This is a genomic window from Sphingobacterium sp. UBA7038, assembly GCF_002494055.1.
GTDB classification, from domain to species: Bacteria; Bacteroidota; Bacteroidia; order Sphingobacteriales; family Sphingobacteriaceae; genus Sphingobacterium; species Sphingobacterium multivorum.
In genome coordinates this window covers 118,257-133,390 of record NZ_DLAV01000005.1, presented here as the reverse complement: position 1 = coordinate 133,390, position 15,134 = coordinate 118,257, and the positions used below count along the sequence as shown (strand labels likewise).

At 39.4% G+C, this 15,134-nt stretch carries 23 protein-coding genes; 10 read left to right on the top strand and 13 right to left on the bottom strand.

The annotated features are described in order from the left end of the window. Positions 1-96 precede the first annotated feature (96 nt). The 5 genes from rimO to rpmB form a co-directional block, all read right to left on the bottom strand. A complete protein-coding gene (gene rimO / locus B3H30_RS01705; protein ID WP_286833059.1) occupies positions 97-1,434 on the bottom strand; it encodes a 30S ribosomal protein S12 methylthiotransferase RimO in 1,338 nt (445 codons plus the stop codon). 18 nt (positions 1,435-1,452) lie between these two features. After that, positions 1,453-2,415, bottom strand: a complete 963-nt coding sequence (gene ftsY, locus B3H30_RS01700) for a signal recognition particle-docking protein FtsY (RefSeq protein WP_046672598.1) — start codon at positions 2,413-2,415, stop codon at positions 1,453-1,455. Positions 2,416-2,554: 139 nt separating this feature from the next. Continuing rightward, a complete protein-coding gene (locus B3H30_RS01695) occupies positions 2,555-2,716 on the bottom strand; it encodes a DUF4295 domain-containing protein (protein WP_070562566.1) in 162 nt (53 codons plus the stop codon). Between the two features lie 51 nt (positions 2,717-2,767). Then, positions 2,768-2,950, bottom strand: a complete 183-nt coding sequence (rpmG, locus tag B3H30_RS01690) for a 50S ribosomal protein L33 (protein ID WP_002998409.1) — start codon at positions 2,948-2,950, stop codon at positions 2,768-2,770. 76 nt (positions 2,951-3,026) lie between these two features. After that, a complete protein-coding gene (gene rpmB / locus B3H30_RS01685; protein ID WP_046672597.1) occupies positions 3,027-3,260 on the bottom strand; it encodes a 50S ribosomal protein L28 in 234 nt (77 codons plus the stop codon). Positions 3,261-3,477: 217 nt separating this feature from the next. On the opposite strand from rpmB, the gene B3H30_RS01680 reads away from it, so the two are divergent. The 3 genes from B3H30_RS01680 (at position 3,478) to B3H30_RS01670 (ending at position 5,156) form a co-directional block, all read left to right on the top strand. Beyond that, a complete protein-coding gene (locus tag B3H30_RS01680; RefSeq protein WP_112375183.1) occupies positions 3,478-3,729 on the top strand; it encodes a signal peptidase in 252 nt (83 codons plus the stop codon). After that, positions 3,713-4,435, top strand: a complete 723-nt coding sequence (recO, locus tag B3H30_RS01675; RefSeq protein ID WP_112375182.1) for a DNA repair protein RecO — start codon at positions 3,713-3,715, stop codon at positions 4,433-4,435. The genes B3H30_RS01680 and recO overlap by 17 nt, the downstream gene beginning before the upstream one ends. Positions 4,436-4,667: 232 nt before the next feature. Beyond that, a complete protein-coding gene (locus B3H30_RS01670; RefSeq protein ID WP_115046082.1) occupies positions 4,668-5,156 on the top strand; it encodes a DUF805 domain-containing protein in 489 nt (162 codons plus the stop codon). A gap of 151 nt (positions 5,157-5,307) precedes the next feature. On the opposite strand, the gene B3H30_RS01665 is transcribed toward B3H30_RS01670, so the two are convergent. Together B3H30_RS01665 and B3H30_RS01660 are read right to left on the bottom strand one after the other, a co-directional pair. Further along, positions 5,308-5,502 carry a hypothetical protein gene (locus B3H30_RS01665; RefSeq protein WP_046672594.1) on the bottom strand — a complete coding sequence of 65 codons (195 nt, stop codon included), beginning with the start codon at positions 5,500-5,502 and terminating at the stop codon, positions 5,308-5,310. A 176-nt stretch (positions 5,503-5,678) separates the two neighbouring features. After that, the gene (locus B3H30_RS01660; RefSeq protein WP_046672593.1) at positions 5,679-5,870 is read right to left on the bottom strand and encodes a cold-shock protein; all 192 of its coding nucleotides are present in this window, start codon (positions 5,868-5,870) and stop codon (positions 5,679-5,681) included. A gap of 162 nt (positions 5,871-6,032) precedes the next feature. On the opposite strand from B3H30_RS01660, the gene B3H30_RS01655 reads away from it, so the two are divergent. From B3H30_RS01655 to gcvT, 6 genes are all read left to right on the top strand, one after another. Further along, entirely contained in the window at positions 6,033-6,749 is a 717-nt protein-coding gene (locus B3H30_RS01655; protein ID WP_046672592.1) for an SIMPL domain-containing protein, read from the top strand. 2 nt (positions 6,750-6,751) lie between these two features. Then, a complete protein-coding gene (locus B3H30_RS01650) occupies positions 6,752-7,249 on the top strand; it encodes a DUF4112 domain-containing protein (RefSeq protein ID WP_115046083.1) in 498 nt (165 codons plus the stop codon). A 140-nt stretch (positions 7,250-7,389) separates the two neighbouring features. After that, entirely contained in the window at positions 7,390-7,758 is a 369-nt protein-coding gene (locus B3H30_RS01645; RefSeq protein ID WP_070562579.1) for a DUF4359 domain-containing protein, read from the top strand. Between the two features lies 1 nt (position 7,759). Beyond that, entirely contained in the window at positions 7,760-8,452 is a 693-nt protein-coding gene (locus B3H30_RS01640; protein WP_286833057.1) for a pseudouridine synthase, read from the top strand. Position 8,453: 1 nt separating this feature from the next. Further along, the gene (locus B3H30_RS01635; RefSeq protein ID WP_286833055.1) at positions 8,454-9,263 is read left to right on the top strand and encodes a DUF6929 family protein; all 810 of its coding nucleotides are present in this window, start codon (positions 8,454-8,456) and stop codon (positions 9,261-9,263) included. An 80-nt stretch (positions 9,264-9,343) separates the two neighbouring features. Beyond that, positions 9,344-10,426 (top strand): glycine cleavage system aminomethyltransferase GcvT, encoded by a 1,083-nt coding sequence (gcvT, locus tag B3H30_RS01630; RefSeq protein ID WP_070562585.1) that lies wholly within the window; start codon positions 9,344-9,346, stop codon positions 10,424-10,426. A 30-nt stretch (positions 10,427-10,456) separates the two neighbouring features. Here the strand turns inward: gcvT and B3H30_RS01625 are convergent, their stop codons facing one another. The 3 genes from B3H30_RS01625 to B3H30_RS01615 are packed head-to-tail and all read right to left on the bottom strand — an operon-like array spanning position 10,457 to position 11,304. Then, a complete protein-coding gene (locus tag B3H30_RS01625; protein WP_046672586.1) occupies positions 10,457-10,687 on the bottom strand; it encodes a DUF6358 family protein in 231 nt (76 codons plus the stop codon). Between the two features lies 1 nt (position 10,688). Further along, positions 10,689-10,988: a hypothetical protein gene (locus B3H30_RS01620; protein ID WP_046672585.1), complete on the bottom strand. Its 300-nt coding sequence runs from the start codon at positions 10,986-10,988 to the stop codon at positions 10,689-10,691. Between the two features lies 1 nt (position 10,989). Beyond that, entirely contained in the window at positions 10,990-11,304 is a 315-nt protein-coding gene (locus tag B3H30_RS01615; protein ID WP_070562591.1) for a rhodanese-like domain-containing protein, read from the bottom strand. A gap of 247 nt (positions 11,305-11,551) precedes the next feature. Between B3H30_RS01615 and B3H30_RS01610 the strand changes: the two genes are divergently transcribed. Next, positions 11,552-12,856, top strand: a complete 1,305-nt coding sequence (locus B3H30_RS01610; protein ID WP_286779524.1) for a M20/M25/M40 family metallo-hydrolase — start codon at positions 11,552-11,554, stop codon at positions 12,854-12,856. A 9-nt stretch (positions 12,857-12,865) separates the two neighbouring features. Here B3H30_RS01610 and B3H30_RS01605 read toward each other — a convergent pair whose 3' ends face one another. From B3H30_RS01605 to B3H30_RS01595, 3 genes are read right to left on the bottom strand one after another with little or no spacing between them, the layout of a single operon-like run. Beyond that, a complete protein-coding gene (locus tag B3H30_RS01605; protein WP_070562594.1) occupies positions 12,866-13,354 on the bottom strand; it encodes a GNAT family N-acetyltransferase in 489 nt (162 codons plus the stop codon). Next, on the bottom strand, positions 13,351-13,929 hold the full coding sequence (locus B3H30_RS01600) for a hypothetical protein (RefSeq protein ID WP_070562597.1): 579 nt from the start codon (positions 13,927-13,929) through the stop codon (positions 13,351-13,353). Before B3H30_RS01600 ends, B3H30_RS01605 begins: the two co-directional genes overlap by 4 nt. Positions 13,930-13,936: 7 nt before the next feature. Beyond that, complete coding sequence (locus B3H30_RS01595; RefSeq protein ID WP_070562832.1) at positions 13,937-15,127, bottom strand: M20 metallopeptidase family protein; 1,191 nt, start codon at positions 15,125-15,127, stop codon at positions 13,937-13,939. Between the last annotated feature and the right edge of the window lie 7 nt (positions 15,128-15,134).

The following is a 15,134-nucleotide window of genomic DNA, read 5'->3' as shown; positions in this document are numbered from 1 at the left end:
TTTAAATTATATCATTTTACTGACAATTGCCTATAAACAAACGGGCCTCCCNNGGGAGGCCCGTTTGTTTATAGTATCATCTATAAGCTTTTATACTTATTTCCTTACAATCTCACCATATAGATCGAAATCTTCAGCTCGGTCGATTTTTACCTGAACAAAATCACCAATGCGTGCATAAGAATCTACCGCGGGAATCAAGACCTCATTGTCGACCTCCGGAGAATCGTATTCTGTCCGGCCAATAAAGTAATCGCCGTCTACCCGATCAACCAGTACTTTATAGGTATTACCGACTTTGGACTGATTGATATCGTACGAAATACCTTGCTGTATTTCCATGATGGCTTCCACCCGTCCTTCTTTTACTTCCTGTGGAACATCGTCCTCCAGAGAATGTGCGTGCGTCTTTTCTTCATGAGAATAGGTAAAACACCCTAATCTGTCAAAACGGGTTTCTTCAACCCAATCCAACATCTCCTGAAAATCCTGTTCAGTTTCACCTGGATAACCACAAATTAATGTTGTACGCAAAGCGATATCTGGAACTTTGTCACGTATTGCGTTGACAAGATCAATCTGTTTCTGTTTTGTTGTACCTCTTCGCATAGACTTCAACATCGGATCAGATATATGTTGTAGTGGCATATCCAAGTAATTACAGATATTCGAACGTTCGTTCATTGCGTCCAAAATATCCATTGGGAAACCCGAAGGATAGGCATACTGCAGTCTGATCCATTCGATACCATCAACATCTGACAAATGGCGCATTAAATCAGAAAGATTGCGCTTTCCATAAATATCTAAGCCATAATAGGTCAGGTCTTGTGCAATCAGAATCAATTCTTTCGTGCCGTTCGAGGCAAGAAATTTTGCCTCTTTGACAAGATCGTCAATGGATTTAGAAACGTGTTTACCACGCATCAGGGGAATTGCACAAAAAGAACATGGTCGGTTACAACCTTCAGCGATCTTAAAGTAAGAAAAATGCGAAGGTGTTGTCAATAAGCGCTCACCCAACAATTCATGCCGATAATCAGCTCCAATGGATGACAACAGCTCCGGTAAATCGTTCGTACCGAAAAAGGCATCAACATTGGGGATTTCAGCCTGTAACTCCGGCTTATATCGCTCAGAAAGACAACCTGTAACGATCACTTTGTTGATTTTACCCTGATCTTTTAGATCCGAATATTGTAAGATCGCATCAATTGACTCCTGTTTGGCATTATCAATAAAACCGCAGGTATTGATTACGACAATATCATTCACTTGTATATTGGATGCTTCATGCACGACTTCCATCTGATTGCCCTTTAACTGGCCCATCAGGACTTCACTATCGTGAATATTTTTCGAACAGCCCAAGGTTACCACATTGACACGTGGTTTATTTATCAAAGGGGCTGGTTTCGCGTATTTTGTCTTCATATGATTAGACGGTAGACTCTATTTGAAAAGGGAGTCGACAAATTCCTTTTTGTTAAACAACTGAAGATCACCAATTTTCTCTCCTACACCAATATATTTCACCGGGATCTTAAATTGATCAGATATACCAATAACCACCCCGCCCTTCGCCGTTCCATCGAGTTTCGTCAATGCTAAAGCGTTCACATCGGTTGCCTGTGTAAATTGCGTACATTGCTCAATGGCGTTTTGCCCTGTTGATGCGTCCAAGACCAACAAGATTTCATGTGGTGCACCTGGAACAACCTTTTGCATAACATTCTTAATCTTCGTGAGCTCATTCATTAGCCCAACCTTATTGTGCAAACGGCCTGCGGTATCAATGATACACACATCTTCGCCATTTGCTACTGCCGATTTCACGGTATCATAAGCCACTGAAGCAGGATCCGAGCCCATGGCCTGAGCGACAACACGCACGCCAACACGCTCACCCCATAATTTAAGTTGATCAACAGCAGCCGCCCGAAAGGTATCCGCTGCCCCCAATACAACTTTGCTTCCAGCTTGTTTCAGCTGATGAGCCAGTTTGCCAATAGTCGTTGTCTTGCCAACCCCATTGACACCTACAACCATAATAACGTATGGTTTATGATCGCCATAATTGAAATTCTCGAAATCAGCACTATTGTTCTCTGCCAGTAGCGTTTGAATTTCTTCTTTCAGGAGATTGTTGAGCTCAGAAGTAGAAACGTACTTATCTCGGGCAACACGGGCCTGTATGCGATCAATGATTTTTAAGGTAGTCGTAACCCCAACATCAGAAGTAACCAAAACCTCTTCCAGATTATCCAGCACATCGTCATCTACTGTTGATTTACCAACGACAGCTTTTGTAATCTTGGAAAGAAAGCCTTCTTTTGTTTTTTCCAAACCTTTGTCTAAGGCCTGTTCTTCTTCTTGTGTTTGTGGTTTTTTCTTAAAAAAATCAAATAATCCCATGGAGTGTAGTAGTGAAAATTGATGTTCAAATATAAACAAATGTCCTCAACAAAAAAAGCCCTTTCGGTAGGATACCAAAACGGCTATTTTTATCGAATTCTTTTTAAAGAAAAACTTTAAAAAAGGAAAATGCTACTCGTTATTTTTGAGCTGCAGCAACGACGTCTTTCACTTTATCGTTGTGAACCATACCTTCTTTGAAAGTATACGCGCCAGTTTTTGCAGATTTAGTAGTAATAATAACCTTTGTAAATTCTTTACCGCCACCTTTTTGTAACGATGCAACTGCTTTCTTTGCCATGGTATATTAATATTTTACTTAGCTTCTCTTTCAAGGGCTAAGATGTGTGACTTACTTAATTTCTTTATGAACAGTAACTTTTCTCAATACTGGGTTGAATTTTTTCAATTCCAAACGCTCAGTTGTGTTCTTTTTGTTTTTAGTAGTGATGTAACGAGACATTCCCGGAAGACCACTTTCTTTGTGTTCAGTACATTCTAAGATAACTTGTACTCTATTTCCTTTTTTAGCCATTGTTTTACTTTATTTTGAATCCTATTATAGGATTGAAATTCATGAATAATCTTAATGTAACAGGCGCGACAATCAATTAGATTGACCCTTTAACGATAAATTTATTGATCGCTGCTGTAATCCCGTTCTTATTGATAGTCTTGATAGCAGAAGTAGATACTTTCAACGTAATCCAACGATCTTCTTCTGGAATGTAAAAACGTTTCGTTTGTAAATTTGGATAGAATTTACGTTTAGTTTTAACGTTTGAGTGAGAAACGTTATTTCCTGTTAACGCCGCTTTGCCTGTTAAATCACAAATTCTTGACATGATATTATTTTTTTGTTGTCTTTATTACAATATGTTAATCCTTTGCACTCTCTGCAAAGAGTTTGCAAATATCTATATTTTTTTTTGGATAAGCAACAAGATAATTGGAATTATTTTTAAAAATAGTTCTACATAGGAATGGTAAGGGCAAAAATAAAGGATTTTATTGTATTATATTTGCTCTGTAAAGAAAAATAGTTTTCAACAATTCACATTTATGAACAAATATCTTCGCAAGGGCTTAAGGGAAATAATCATTGGTGTCGTACTTGTGATCTTGGGATATTATCTCATGGAACAGCGTTCCAACTGGTATAAACTTGCTATGCTTGTCGGAGTTATTGCATTTAGTATCGGTGTCCTGACTTTAATCTATCGCATGATTCGTAAGGTAGACCGAAATGCCATTATGGAGATGCGTGAAGAATCGCATAAAAAAGATAAAGAAGGAGATGCTGAACAAAACTAGGGGTATAGTCTTAAAAACAACCAACTATTCGGAGAGTAGCCTTGTGGCGCAGATATACACCGAACAGTTTGGTATGCAATCCTATCTCATTACGGGCGCAAGGAAGCCCAAAGCAAAGATCAAGGCCAATATTCTTCAACCCTTACATTTACTGGAAATTGTCGCTACGCATAAAGATAATGGTTCTTTACAGCGGATATCCGAAGCGCGTCAAGTCCCTGTCTTGCAAGAAATACCTTATGATATTGTTAAAAGCTCGCTCGCACTTTTTCTGAATGAAATACTCTATAAAATTCTGAAGGAACAAGAAAATGACGATTATCTTTTTGAATTCATCCATCAGTCTGTACGTTGGCTAGATGAAACGCATTTAAATCTGGCCAATTTCCATCTTGTTTTTTTAATCAAGCTAACCCGCTTTCTCGGGTTTTATCCCGCTGAATCAAAACAGGCCCACCCTTATTTTAATCTTCATGAAGCTACCTTCTCCGATAGCCTTCCTGAACACCCGCTTGTATTACAGGAACCACATACGTCAATTTTCAGAAATTTAATCGAATCCGAATATTCGAATTGTGACCGCATAAAAATGACCGCTTCTGATCGACAATTCCTGCTGGAAAAAGTGCTCGACTTCTATCGTCTCCACCGCACAAATTTTAAAGAAATAAAATCGCTCTATATACTCGAAGAAATATTTAGATAAGCTACGCACAGCTTTCTCCTTTGAAAGCGAATTCTATGCTTCCTTTAGATCCAAAACAGGCGGATGAACGCGGCTATTCTTTTGCGCAAGCGCAGCAACTGTAGCTCTTCCAAACACTTACCCTTTTATAATAATTGATCTCTCGGATAAATTCTTGGTACATTTATTGTAACAAAATTGAAATAACATTTTGATTTACTAGCATCATTTTCACCTAAAAAAGTCTTAAAATATGGAACTTAAAGAAAACTTTTTAAAGGTTGTTCGAGACAACTATGCCAACTTTGAAGGAAGGGCTCGCCGTAAGGAATATTGGATGTTTTTCCTTGCAAATCTCATCATTAGCGCAATATTTGCAATACTTGGACAAATTGCAAGCTTATTTACGTATGTCTCAGGTTTAGTAAGTTTAGCTTTACTAATTCCTGGAATAGCCGTTACGGTACGAAGATTACATGACACCAATAAATCAGGCTGGTTTATATTAGTTGCATTGATTCCATTTATTGGTTGGATCTACCTGCTTTACTTATTGGTACTGGAAGGCGACAAGGCTTCAAATCAATATGGTCCAGATCCCAAAGCGCTGGAAAACGTAACAAATCATCCTTTTACTCAAAGCCAAGATCCCTTCGGTTCTTCTCGGCCACAGGACCCATTTGGAAGTTCACAACCATCAAATCCTACGCCACCAGCACCTGATAAAGATCCTTTTGCTTAGATGCTAACAGCATAAAAAAAGCTTTCACAATTGTGAAAGCTTTTTTTATATTATTTTGCTTCTTCTCTATACCACATCAATGGTCGTCAAAAGAAAATATTCGATAGCCTACAAACATGTATACGCTCGTCGAATGCAATCCAATAAAAAATTAATGTCTATGCTTTTTCTTTTGTTGTCCTGGAGCAAAATCACGTGCCGACTGCTCACCATAGTATTTTTTAGCATGCCCAGGAGGCATTCTTTTCGGACCACGGCCATGACCATGGTGATGATGGGCAGAATAACAGGCCGACATGGATAGCGCAATAACAACAGACAGCCCCAATACTAGAATACGTTTCATCTTCACTAACTATTTTTAAATACCCTATTACAATTATCAGTCCAAATTATTTACTGAAGCAAATAAATACGCCCTGCCCTAAAATTTCCTTTTCTAAGGGCGCAGATTTCCCATAAAATAAAAAAGCCCATGCTGTTCGCATAGGCCTTTTCACAATAAATATATCTTGAATCTAATTAGATAACTCTTACATTTACCGCATTAAGACCTTTACGGCCTTGTTCAACTTCGTAAGATACATTGTCATTCTCACGAACTTTGTCTACTAATCCAGAAACGTGAACAAAAATTTCGCTCTCGCCTGAGTTAGGGATGATGAAACCGAAACCTTTGGTCTCATTAAAGAATTTTACTTTACCTTCTTGCATGGCACTATATTATTAATTTCCCTAAAGGTAGAGAAATAAAATCAAAAATCTTAACCTTTTTATTTTTTTTATCCGTTAAACTTTTTCATAAACTTTGGCTCCAATCTTGTAGCAATGCGATAATGGCAATCGTATTATTATAAAAAGTTAAAGACGAAAAATATGAAAAAAATACTATTAGGACTAGCCTTTTTAGGTTTGATGACCCAAGTAAACGCGCAACAAATGGTTAATAAAGAATTTGTATCTACGGTAGGCCGTGCAGAAGAAGAAGTAACACCAGATATTATCTATATTGATGTTACCCTAAAAGAGTTTTATGAGAACGGTAACACGAAGAAAAAGGCCGCAATAGAAAAGCTAGAAAAAGATCTGTTCGATTCGGCGACAAAAGCGGGTGTAAAAAAAGAAGATTTTACCATCCAGAATATCTGGAGCTATAATGTTCCGGATAAAAAGAAAAAAGACACCGATATCTTGCTCTCCAGACAATACCGTATTAAGGTAACCAACTTGAACAATTTGGGCCAACTATTAGACGGTGTTGACAAAGCCGGTATCCAAAGCACCTATATTAGCGAATATGATTATTCAAAGAAAAAGGAGTTGGAAAAAAGTTTAAAAACCAAGGCGGTATTGGATGCAAAAGTCAATGCTCAAATTTTGGCAGAAGCCGCAGGCCAAAAAATTGGTAAAGCGATCGTATTATCTGAAACACCACAACAAATTATATTTGGCGTACAACCGATGATGCGTAATGCCATGTATAAAGGTGCTATGGCCGAAGCAGCAGACAGCGCTGGTGACAGTGGGTTAGATTTAAATATCAGACCGATGAAAGTTACGAGTGAAATCAGCGCTTCATTTGAGTTATTGTAATCATGCATAGGGAAAAAACTCCAGCAGATAAATTAAAACAAATTGACCAAGATTTCGGTTGGATTGACCGAATATCTTGGTTAATGGATAATCAATTCAAGATTGGAACCTTCCGCTTCGGACTGGATCCAGTCTTGAATCTCATCCCCTTAGGTGGCGCGATAGCGGGCTTCGGAACCTCTCTGGTTCTTGTCATAGCCATGTGGCGTAACGGCGCCAGTCCAAAATTAGTCATACGCATGTTACTCAATATCTCGATTGATGCTGTTTTGGGTAGCATTCCTTTCCTCGGAAACTTTTTTGATTTTTTTAGCAAGGCCAATGAAAAGAACATCAAATTATTACGACAACATTACTATGAAGGCAAGCATTCAGGCTCGGGTATCGGTATAATCATCAGTATTCTAACGGTCTTCTTCTTATTCATCGGTGTTACATTTTATCTTATCTGGACGTTGTTCTCTTGGGCATTCTCGCTATTGAATACCATCGGATTCTAAATAAACCTCCTTGCTTCACCTGTAGGGCAGAATCCTTCGCATTTCTCTTAAAACAGTTGCCCATATCTAATATCTATTTAATAATTTTGATCGCGATAGTCATCGTGTTATGACATCCAGAACTTAATCTCAAATTTAAAATGAGCAAAAAAAGAATATTTGCACTGATTTTGATCGTCATCATGCTGGCCGCAATTTTGACTAACCCAAGCAAAGAGGAACACGAAAAGGTTGTACGCGCGAAAGCTGAACAGCTATTGAAAAGCCAGCTTCATGCGAAAGATCAAGAGTTTTTCGGATTGGGGATGCAGCTCTTCGGAAATGACATCGTCGATAAATTTATCCAAAGTTCCGTTGTGGTCGACAACTACTATTTGTTTTCGCTAACCAAAATAAAATGGCAGGGTACAGAACAGATTATCGGTGGCGGAGCTTTTAAATACATCTGGCTGAGCCCAAAAATTGATGAAAAGGCCGACGAAATTATTGCTGCATTGAAAAAGATTTAACATGCCTTTAGAAATACTTTATCAAGACGAATCCATCGTTGCAATCAATAAACCACATGGACTATTGGTGCACCGATCTGCTATTGCGCGCGATGCTTCAGCGTTTGCCCTACAGCTCCTTCGGGACCAATTAGGAAAAACCGTTTATCCCGCACATCGTTTGGACCGGAAGACCGGAGGCATTCTGTTATTTTCATTAAATAAGGAGACGGACCAATACTTACAAAAAAGTTTTCAGGAGCGTAAGATCGACAAAAAATACCTCGCTGTTCTGAGGGGCTTCGCGCCAGCAGAAGGCCTGATTGACTATCCCTTAAAAAGGGACGATGGCACCGTTCAGGAAGCACAAACATCTTTTCGCTTACTTGCTCAAGGCGAGTTGGTCGTTCCCTTCGGAAAATTTCCGACAGCACGATACAGTCTCGTCGAAGCCAACCCAATTACGGGTCGTATGCATCAGTTACGTCGCCATTTTGCGCATATCTTTCATCCCATTATCGGCGATCGCCCGCATGGATGCAATAAACAAAACAAGTTCTGGAAAGAAGCCTACCAAATGGATACCATGCTATTGCATGCCTCGGAGCTGACCTTTAAACATCCTTTATCGGCCGAAGACGTTCATATCAAAGCGCCCCTACAACCCGATTTCATCCGGGTATTGGAAATATTAAACCTCAACGCGATATATTAAATTGATTCTCGAAGCCTTTATCAGCATATCCGGTATTACCGCAGCTTCTGGTATTGTCTATCAGGATAGGCAAATCCATATCGTTTCTGACAATAGCAATTATATCTACAGCTATAGTATCACAGACCAAAAGTTGTCAAAAACGGCACTACGGCAGTCTGATCCAATGGAAAATAGGGCTAAAGCAGCTAAAATGGATTTGGAATCGATCACTTTCGATGGAAGCCGCTATTATCTCTATGGTTCTGGTTCTACCCCAAACAGAAACACTCGTTTTATTTGGGACGGCAAAACAGTCCTTCAGGAAGACTACAGTAACATCTATTCTTCCTTAATGGAAAAATTCAATATTTCCAAAGAAGACTTCAATATTGAAGGCGTAGTTCATTTAAAAGATAAGATCTTATTTTTTAACCGGGGAAATGGCCCTAAAGGCATAAATGCCATTTTAGAGTATCATCCGCTTGCTGCCGAACAATCCCGCTGGATCCCGATTGAACTACCCAAGCTCAATGGCATATCGACAGGTTTCTCAGATGCGACCCTGGTTGGAAATGAAATCTATTTTATTGCTACCGCCGAAAATGCAAAATCGACTTATCTGGATGGAGAGATCAGTGGTTCCCTTCTTGGAAAAATACCTTCCGATCTTTCCGGCAAACCCGAGACATTCGAAATTCCCGAAAAGCATAAATTTGAAGGAATCACATTGAAAGAGGAAACTGCCCATGGCCTAATTTTCCTACTATGTGAAGATACCGATAGCGAAGATGATCATATGACCATCTATTCGCTCCGGGTAAGCAATTAAATCGATTGTTCTAAAATGGATTCACAGTGAGGAATCACGTATATTTTATTAAATTTGTAGCTGATTAAAACTTAATTTTTATGTTAAAAAATACTGCCCTTTCGGAGACGCACATTGCTTTAGGAGCAAAAATGGTTCCCTTTGCAGGCTTCAACATGCCCGTACAATACACAGGCATCAATGATGAGCACGAAACAGTTCGCACAGGTGTAGGAGTTTTTGATGTAAGCCACATGGGTGAATTCATCCTAAAAGGGGAAAAAGCCCTGGATCTACTTCAAAAAATCTCTTCCAATGATGTGTCAAAATTATACGATGGCAAAGTTCAATATGCTTATATCCCCAATGAAACTGGCGGTGTAGTTGATGACTTCCTAACATACCGTATAGACGATAAGACATATTTTTTGGTTGTGAATGCGTCAAATATTGAGAAAGACTGGAACTGGATCTCCAAATACAATACAGCCGGTGTGGAGATGAAGAATATCTCTGATCAAACCTCCTTATTCGCGGTACAAGGTCCTAAGGCTGCAGATGCACTTCAATCGCTTACCGACATCGAATTAGCCCCAATGGAATACTATACCTTTGCAAAAGGTACATTTGCGGGCGTAGAGAATGTGTTGGTTTCTGCAACAGGATATACGGGAGCTGGAGGTTTTGAAATCTATGTGGCCAATGAAGATGCCCAAAAAGTATGGGATGCTATTTTCGAAGCCGGTAAAGCTTATGGAATCAAACCAATTGGTTTAGGTGCCCGTGATACTTTACGTCTAGAAATGGGTTTCTGCCTATACGGAAATGACATCGACGATAATACCTCTCCTTTAGAAGGCGGTTTAGGCTGGGTAACGAAGTTTACAAAAGACTTTGTGAATTCTGCGGCGCTTAAAGCGGAAAAAGAAGCTGGTCTAAAGAAAAAGCTCGTTGGTTTCGAAATGATTGACAGAGGCATTCCTCGTCATGATTACGAAATTGTTGATGCTGATGGAAATGTAATTGGACGTGTGACTTCAGGTACGCAATCACCAACATTGAAAAAATCAATCGGTTTAGGTTATGTGGACACAGCCTTTTCAAAAGACGGCACCGAGATCTTCATTCTGATCCGTAATCAAAAAATAAAAGCAAAAGTAACAAAACCACCATTTGTGAAGTAATAAAAAAAGCCTGCNNGCAGGCTTTTTTTATTACTTCTTCTTTTGTTTTGTAGTAGGTTGTTGTTTACCGCTTTCTTTTTGCTGAATAAGTGATCGAACCCGTTTGCTTAAAACAACACGGAGATAGATCAAAACCACCAAAAAGGCGATGGATAATCCCGTTACCAGCATGTTGCCGGCCTTATACCCTTCAAAACCACTGTAAACTAAAAATACAATAGCCAAACTCAACACTATATTTAGAAAAAAATACTTTAACATATCACTTTTTTATTAATCCCAATACCCGCTGTCTCCATCCGCCAAAGAAATAGAATGCTCCACCAACAATGTTTAATAAAACAATCGTCAAAGCCATCAGCATCCTTTCTGTGTTAGAAATTGTCCTCGAAAGCATGATTTCCCGTAGAACCAATATTACCCATAGGAGAGACAATAGAATGGAAAGGCTACCTAATATGGGGAATATACCAAGGTTAAATAATCGCGCTAAAATAGCTACGCTATAAAAAGCAAGACTAAACAAGAAAGCTTGCTTAGTCTGATGCTCCAAATTTTTCATCTCAATAAACGTCTAACTCTGGATCGATTTCCTCTTTCCAAGCTAAAATTCCGCCTTTTAAATTTGCAAGATTGTCAAAACCCTGTTGTTCCAATAACATAATCGCCTGTGCAGAACGTTTTCCAGAACGGCATTGTACGATAACAGGTTTATCTTTCGCAATCTTATCAGCTTCAATCAGTATACCTGAAAGTGGAATATTCAATCCATTTAAATTGGATACTTCATACTCAAAGGATTCACGAACGTCTATCAACTGAAAATCTTCGTTGTTATCGATTTTATTCTTTAATTCTTGTACAGATACTTCTTTCATTTTCAAACAATTTAATAGTCAAATATACTACATTTTTTCCGAAAGTGTTCGCTTTCCTGGATGCTCAAAATCAGTCGATGTTGCTAAGAATAGCCTCAATCTTTAGTGTATTAATGGCATTAGAAATCTTAGATGGGTTTTGCCTGTCATCGGATCATTTGAAATGGATCATTTTAGGAAGTTTATTGTCTGCACAATTCGCTTGTAGAATTTTCCTTATCTTCACCCAGACTTTACTAAGCTTTATATGAATTCAATACCTAAAATTATACTGTCTATATCTTTACTTGCACTCTCGGCAGTAAGCTATGGACAGCAAGTTATTTCCGAGCAGGAACGCCAAGATGTGAGCCGCATACTCAATACCCTAGCCGCTGACGATATGCGTGGGAGATCGGCTTTGACAAAAGACATCGAACCAGCTGCAGATTTTATCGCTGCCGAAATGAAGAGAATAGGCCTTAGCCCCTACGCAGAACAAAATTACAGGCAAACATTCCAATTGGATAAAATCTCTCCGGTAAGCAAATCCGCAACCATCAATAAGCAGCTGATCCCAGCTGACCATGTTATTTCACTTGGAAACCACGTTGATTTACAGTGGGATAATCGAAGTAGCCTTAACATCGTCGAAATAAAATCGGGCGATGATTTTGCGAAAGTATTTAGAGAACATTCTCTAGCCAAAGAAAATACACTTGTATTGGTAGACCCCTCCTTTGAAAGCTATTTTGTGCGTTTTGGTCAAATGCTCAACTCTCCTAAATTTATAGAGGACCCCTCCAAACAAAAACCATCAATTGTCTACCTTTTAACAGCGGAGAAACCCCAAACTTTTCAAATTCATATTGAACGGAAGCTTCAAAATTTCCCCTTGTTTAACGTGGCAGGAATAATCCCCGGGAAAAGTAAACCGAACGAATACGTTATCTTTTCGGGACATTACGATCATATTGGCATCCTTCAGGCAGTAGGCCAAGATTCTATTGCCAATGGCGCCGATGACGATGCCTCAGGTGTGACCGCAATGTTAACCCTGGCAGATTACTACAAAAAACAAAATAATAATGAAAGGACCCTTATTTTCGTCGCTTTTACGGCAGAAGAACTGGGCATGTATGGCTCAAAATATTTTTCCAACCACATCAATGCTGACCAGGTAGTCGCTATGATCAATATGGAAATGATCGGAAAAGATTCCAAATTCGGTCCCAATACAGTGTATATTACAGGATACGATCAGTCGAATCTTGGTGAATTAATGCAGGAAAATTTAAAAAATACAAATTTCCGATTCTATCCTGATCCATATACCAAACAAAATCTCTTTTATCGAAGCGATAATGCGGTATTGGCAGCCAAAGGTGTGCCTGCGCATTCATTTTCAACATCCCAAATGGATAAGGATGAATATTACCATACCGTAAAAGATGAAGTGTCTACATTGAATGTTCAGAATATCATTTCCAGTATAGAAGCGATCGCCATAGGCACCTCCGGAATTGTAACAGGCAAACAAACACCTTCACGGGTCGAAAAACTAAAAGATTAGGCGACAGGCCTAAGCTTTTACTTCTTTTTGCATGACATAATCGTTTAGAACATAATCATAATAAGGAATATCAATCGTTTCAATGATCTCAAAGCCCTGCTTCAAATAGAAATGGTAAGCAGGGTTATTTCTATTTACGTTCAATTCAAGAATCCCTTTACCCTTTAAGATGGTTTTTTCTGAAGCGAAGTCTATCAGCGCCTTTCCGAAGCCTTTTCCTTGCACATTGGGCATCAAATAGAGCTTTTCAATACGTACACGATCCTCAAGAGTTCGCAAGGCAATAAATCCCTGACCGATACCATCTTCTTTCAAGACATAAAAAAATTGGCCATTAACCATACTTTCTGCAAGTCCCTCAACGGTATAGCTTTTTTCGAGCATAAAGTCAATTTGATCTTGTGAAAGTATCTCTCCATAAGTAACAGGCCAAATACTATGCGCCATATTTGAAATGCTTCTGATATCGCTTTGTTCTGCCAATTCTATTGTTATCATGCAATCTTTTCTCCTATTAAAATGTATTTTATATGGGAAAATTTAAGGACAAATAAGCCGTCTTTTTCCATTTCGTATTCGTTGTCATTGATCTTAATCAAGCCTTCGTGCGTGTTTTTTTCATCAGCATCAAGCCCCTCAATTCGGATTCTTTCCCCTGTAGGCTTCCATTTGGTGAAGCCTGTTGTCACAAAACAATAGCGAACTCCTTTAGAGATAAGCACAATATTAATCTGCTCCAGATAGGGCTGGTAATAAGCCACATCAAGCTGATCAGTCAGGATATTCACCGCTTTGTATTGATGTGCTATCAGGTATTCTATAGCCGTCTTTAGAAAATCATTATCATAGGAAATGATCTTTAAATTTTCCTGTGAATCGTTAATGGATTTTTTTGTAAAAACGATATCGAACTTATAACCACGCGCATCCAATAAATCGATGGTTTCCGCCTCAATGACAATTGTGGGGCTCCATTCCAGCAGCTGCCCCAAGCCCTCTTCGTCGATGAGGAAAAGGTCTTCAATCAGTAATGCAGGTTCCTGATTCTCTCGAACAATGTGATGAGATGACATATATAATTTAATAACCGAGCCTACGCAAGGTAATGTATGCCATCAACCCCGTACTAATCTCCAAAGAAGTCTCATCCACGTCAAAGGTCGGCGTATGGACAGCTGAAGAGATACCACGTGCTGCATTACCTGTACCCAAACGATAGAAACAAGCATTAATTTCTTGTGAATAATAGGAAAAATCCTCCGCGGCAGGCCATAGATCTAAGTCTACCACATTTTCCTTACCGAGATACTCTTCTGCAAATGTCCGTGCACTTTTAGTCAATTGGGGCTCATTGATTAGAAAAGGATAGCCCTTACGGACTTCAAATTCACAAGTCGCTCCCATACTTTCAGCAATGCTCACAGCAATCTTTACCATGCGCGCATGTGCTTCAGCACGCCACTCCTCATCAAATGTGCGAAATGTACCTTCCAGATAAACCTGGTCAGGAATAATATTTGTAGCTCCGTTGGCCATAATCTTTCCAAAAGATAGCACAGTCGGTGTACGTGGATCTGCAAAACGACTAGCAATCTGCTGCAAAGCGGTAATGATCTGTGCTGTAATAACAATTGGATCAATATTTTGATGCGGGTGCGCACCATGCCCGCCCCTGCCTTTGACTGTCATAAACAGTTCATCGCAGGAAGCCATATATTTTCCCTCACGGAAACCAACCTTGCCTACCTCAATAAGGGGCATCACATGCTGACCTATTATGGCTGAGGGGGCAGGATTCTGCAAAGCGCCCTCTTTGATCATTAAGGAAGCTCCTCCTGGCAAGCGCTCTTCGCCAGGCTGGAAGATCAATTTGATCGTTCCTCCAAATTCGGCTTTTAGGCTATTCAATATTTTAGCTGTCCCCAAAAGTGAGGAGGTATGTACATCATGGCCACAGGCATGCATCACTCCTGGGGTGTTGGAACCATATGAACGCCCCTCCACTTCTTGAATTGGTAAAGCATCCATATCTGCGCGCAACGCGATAACTTCATCTGAGGGTAGGTCACCTTTGATTAAAGCGACAATCCCCGTATCAGCTTTAGCCTCATAAGGAATTCCCAATTCATCCAATTGCTTTTTTACAAATGCCGAGGTATTGTATTCTTCGAAGGAAAGTTCAGGATTCTGATGAAGATGTCTACGGTTGGAAACCGTATCTTCAAAATATTGATGAGCTAAGGCCAGGACTTTTTCTTTCGTACTTGCCATAAGGTTG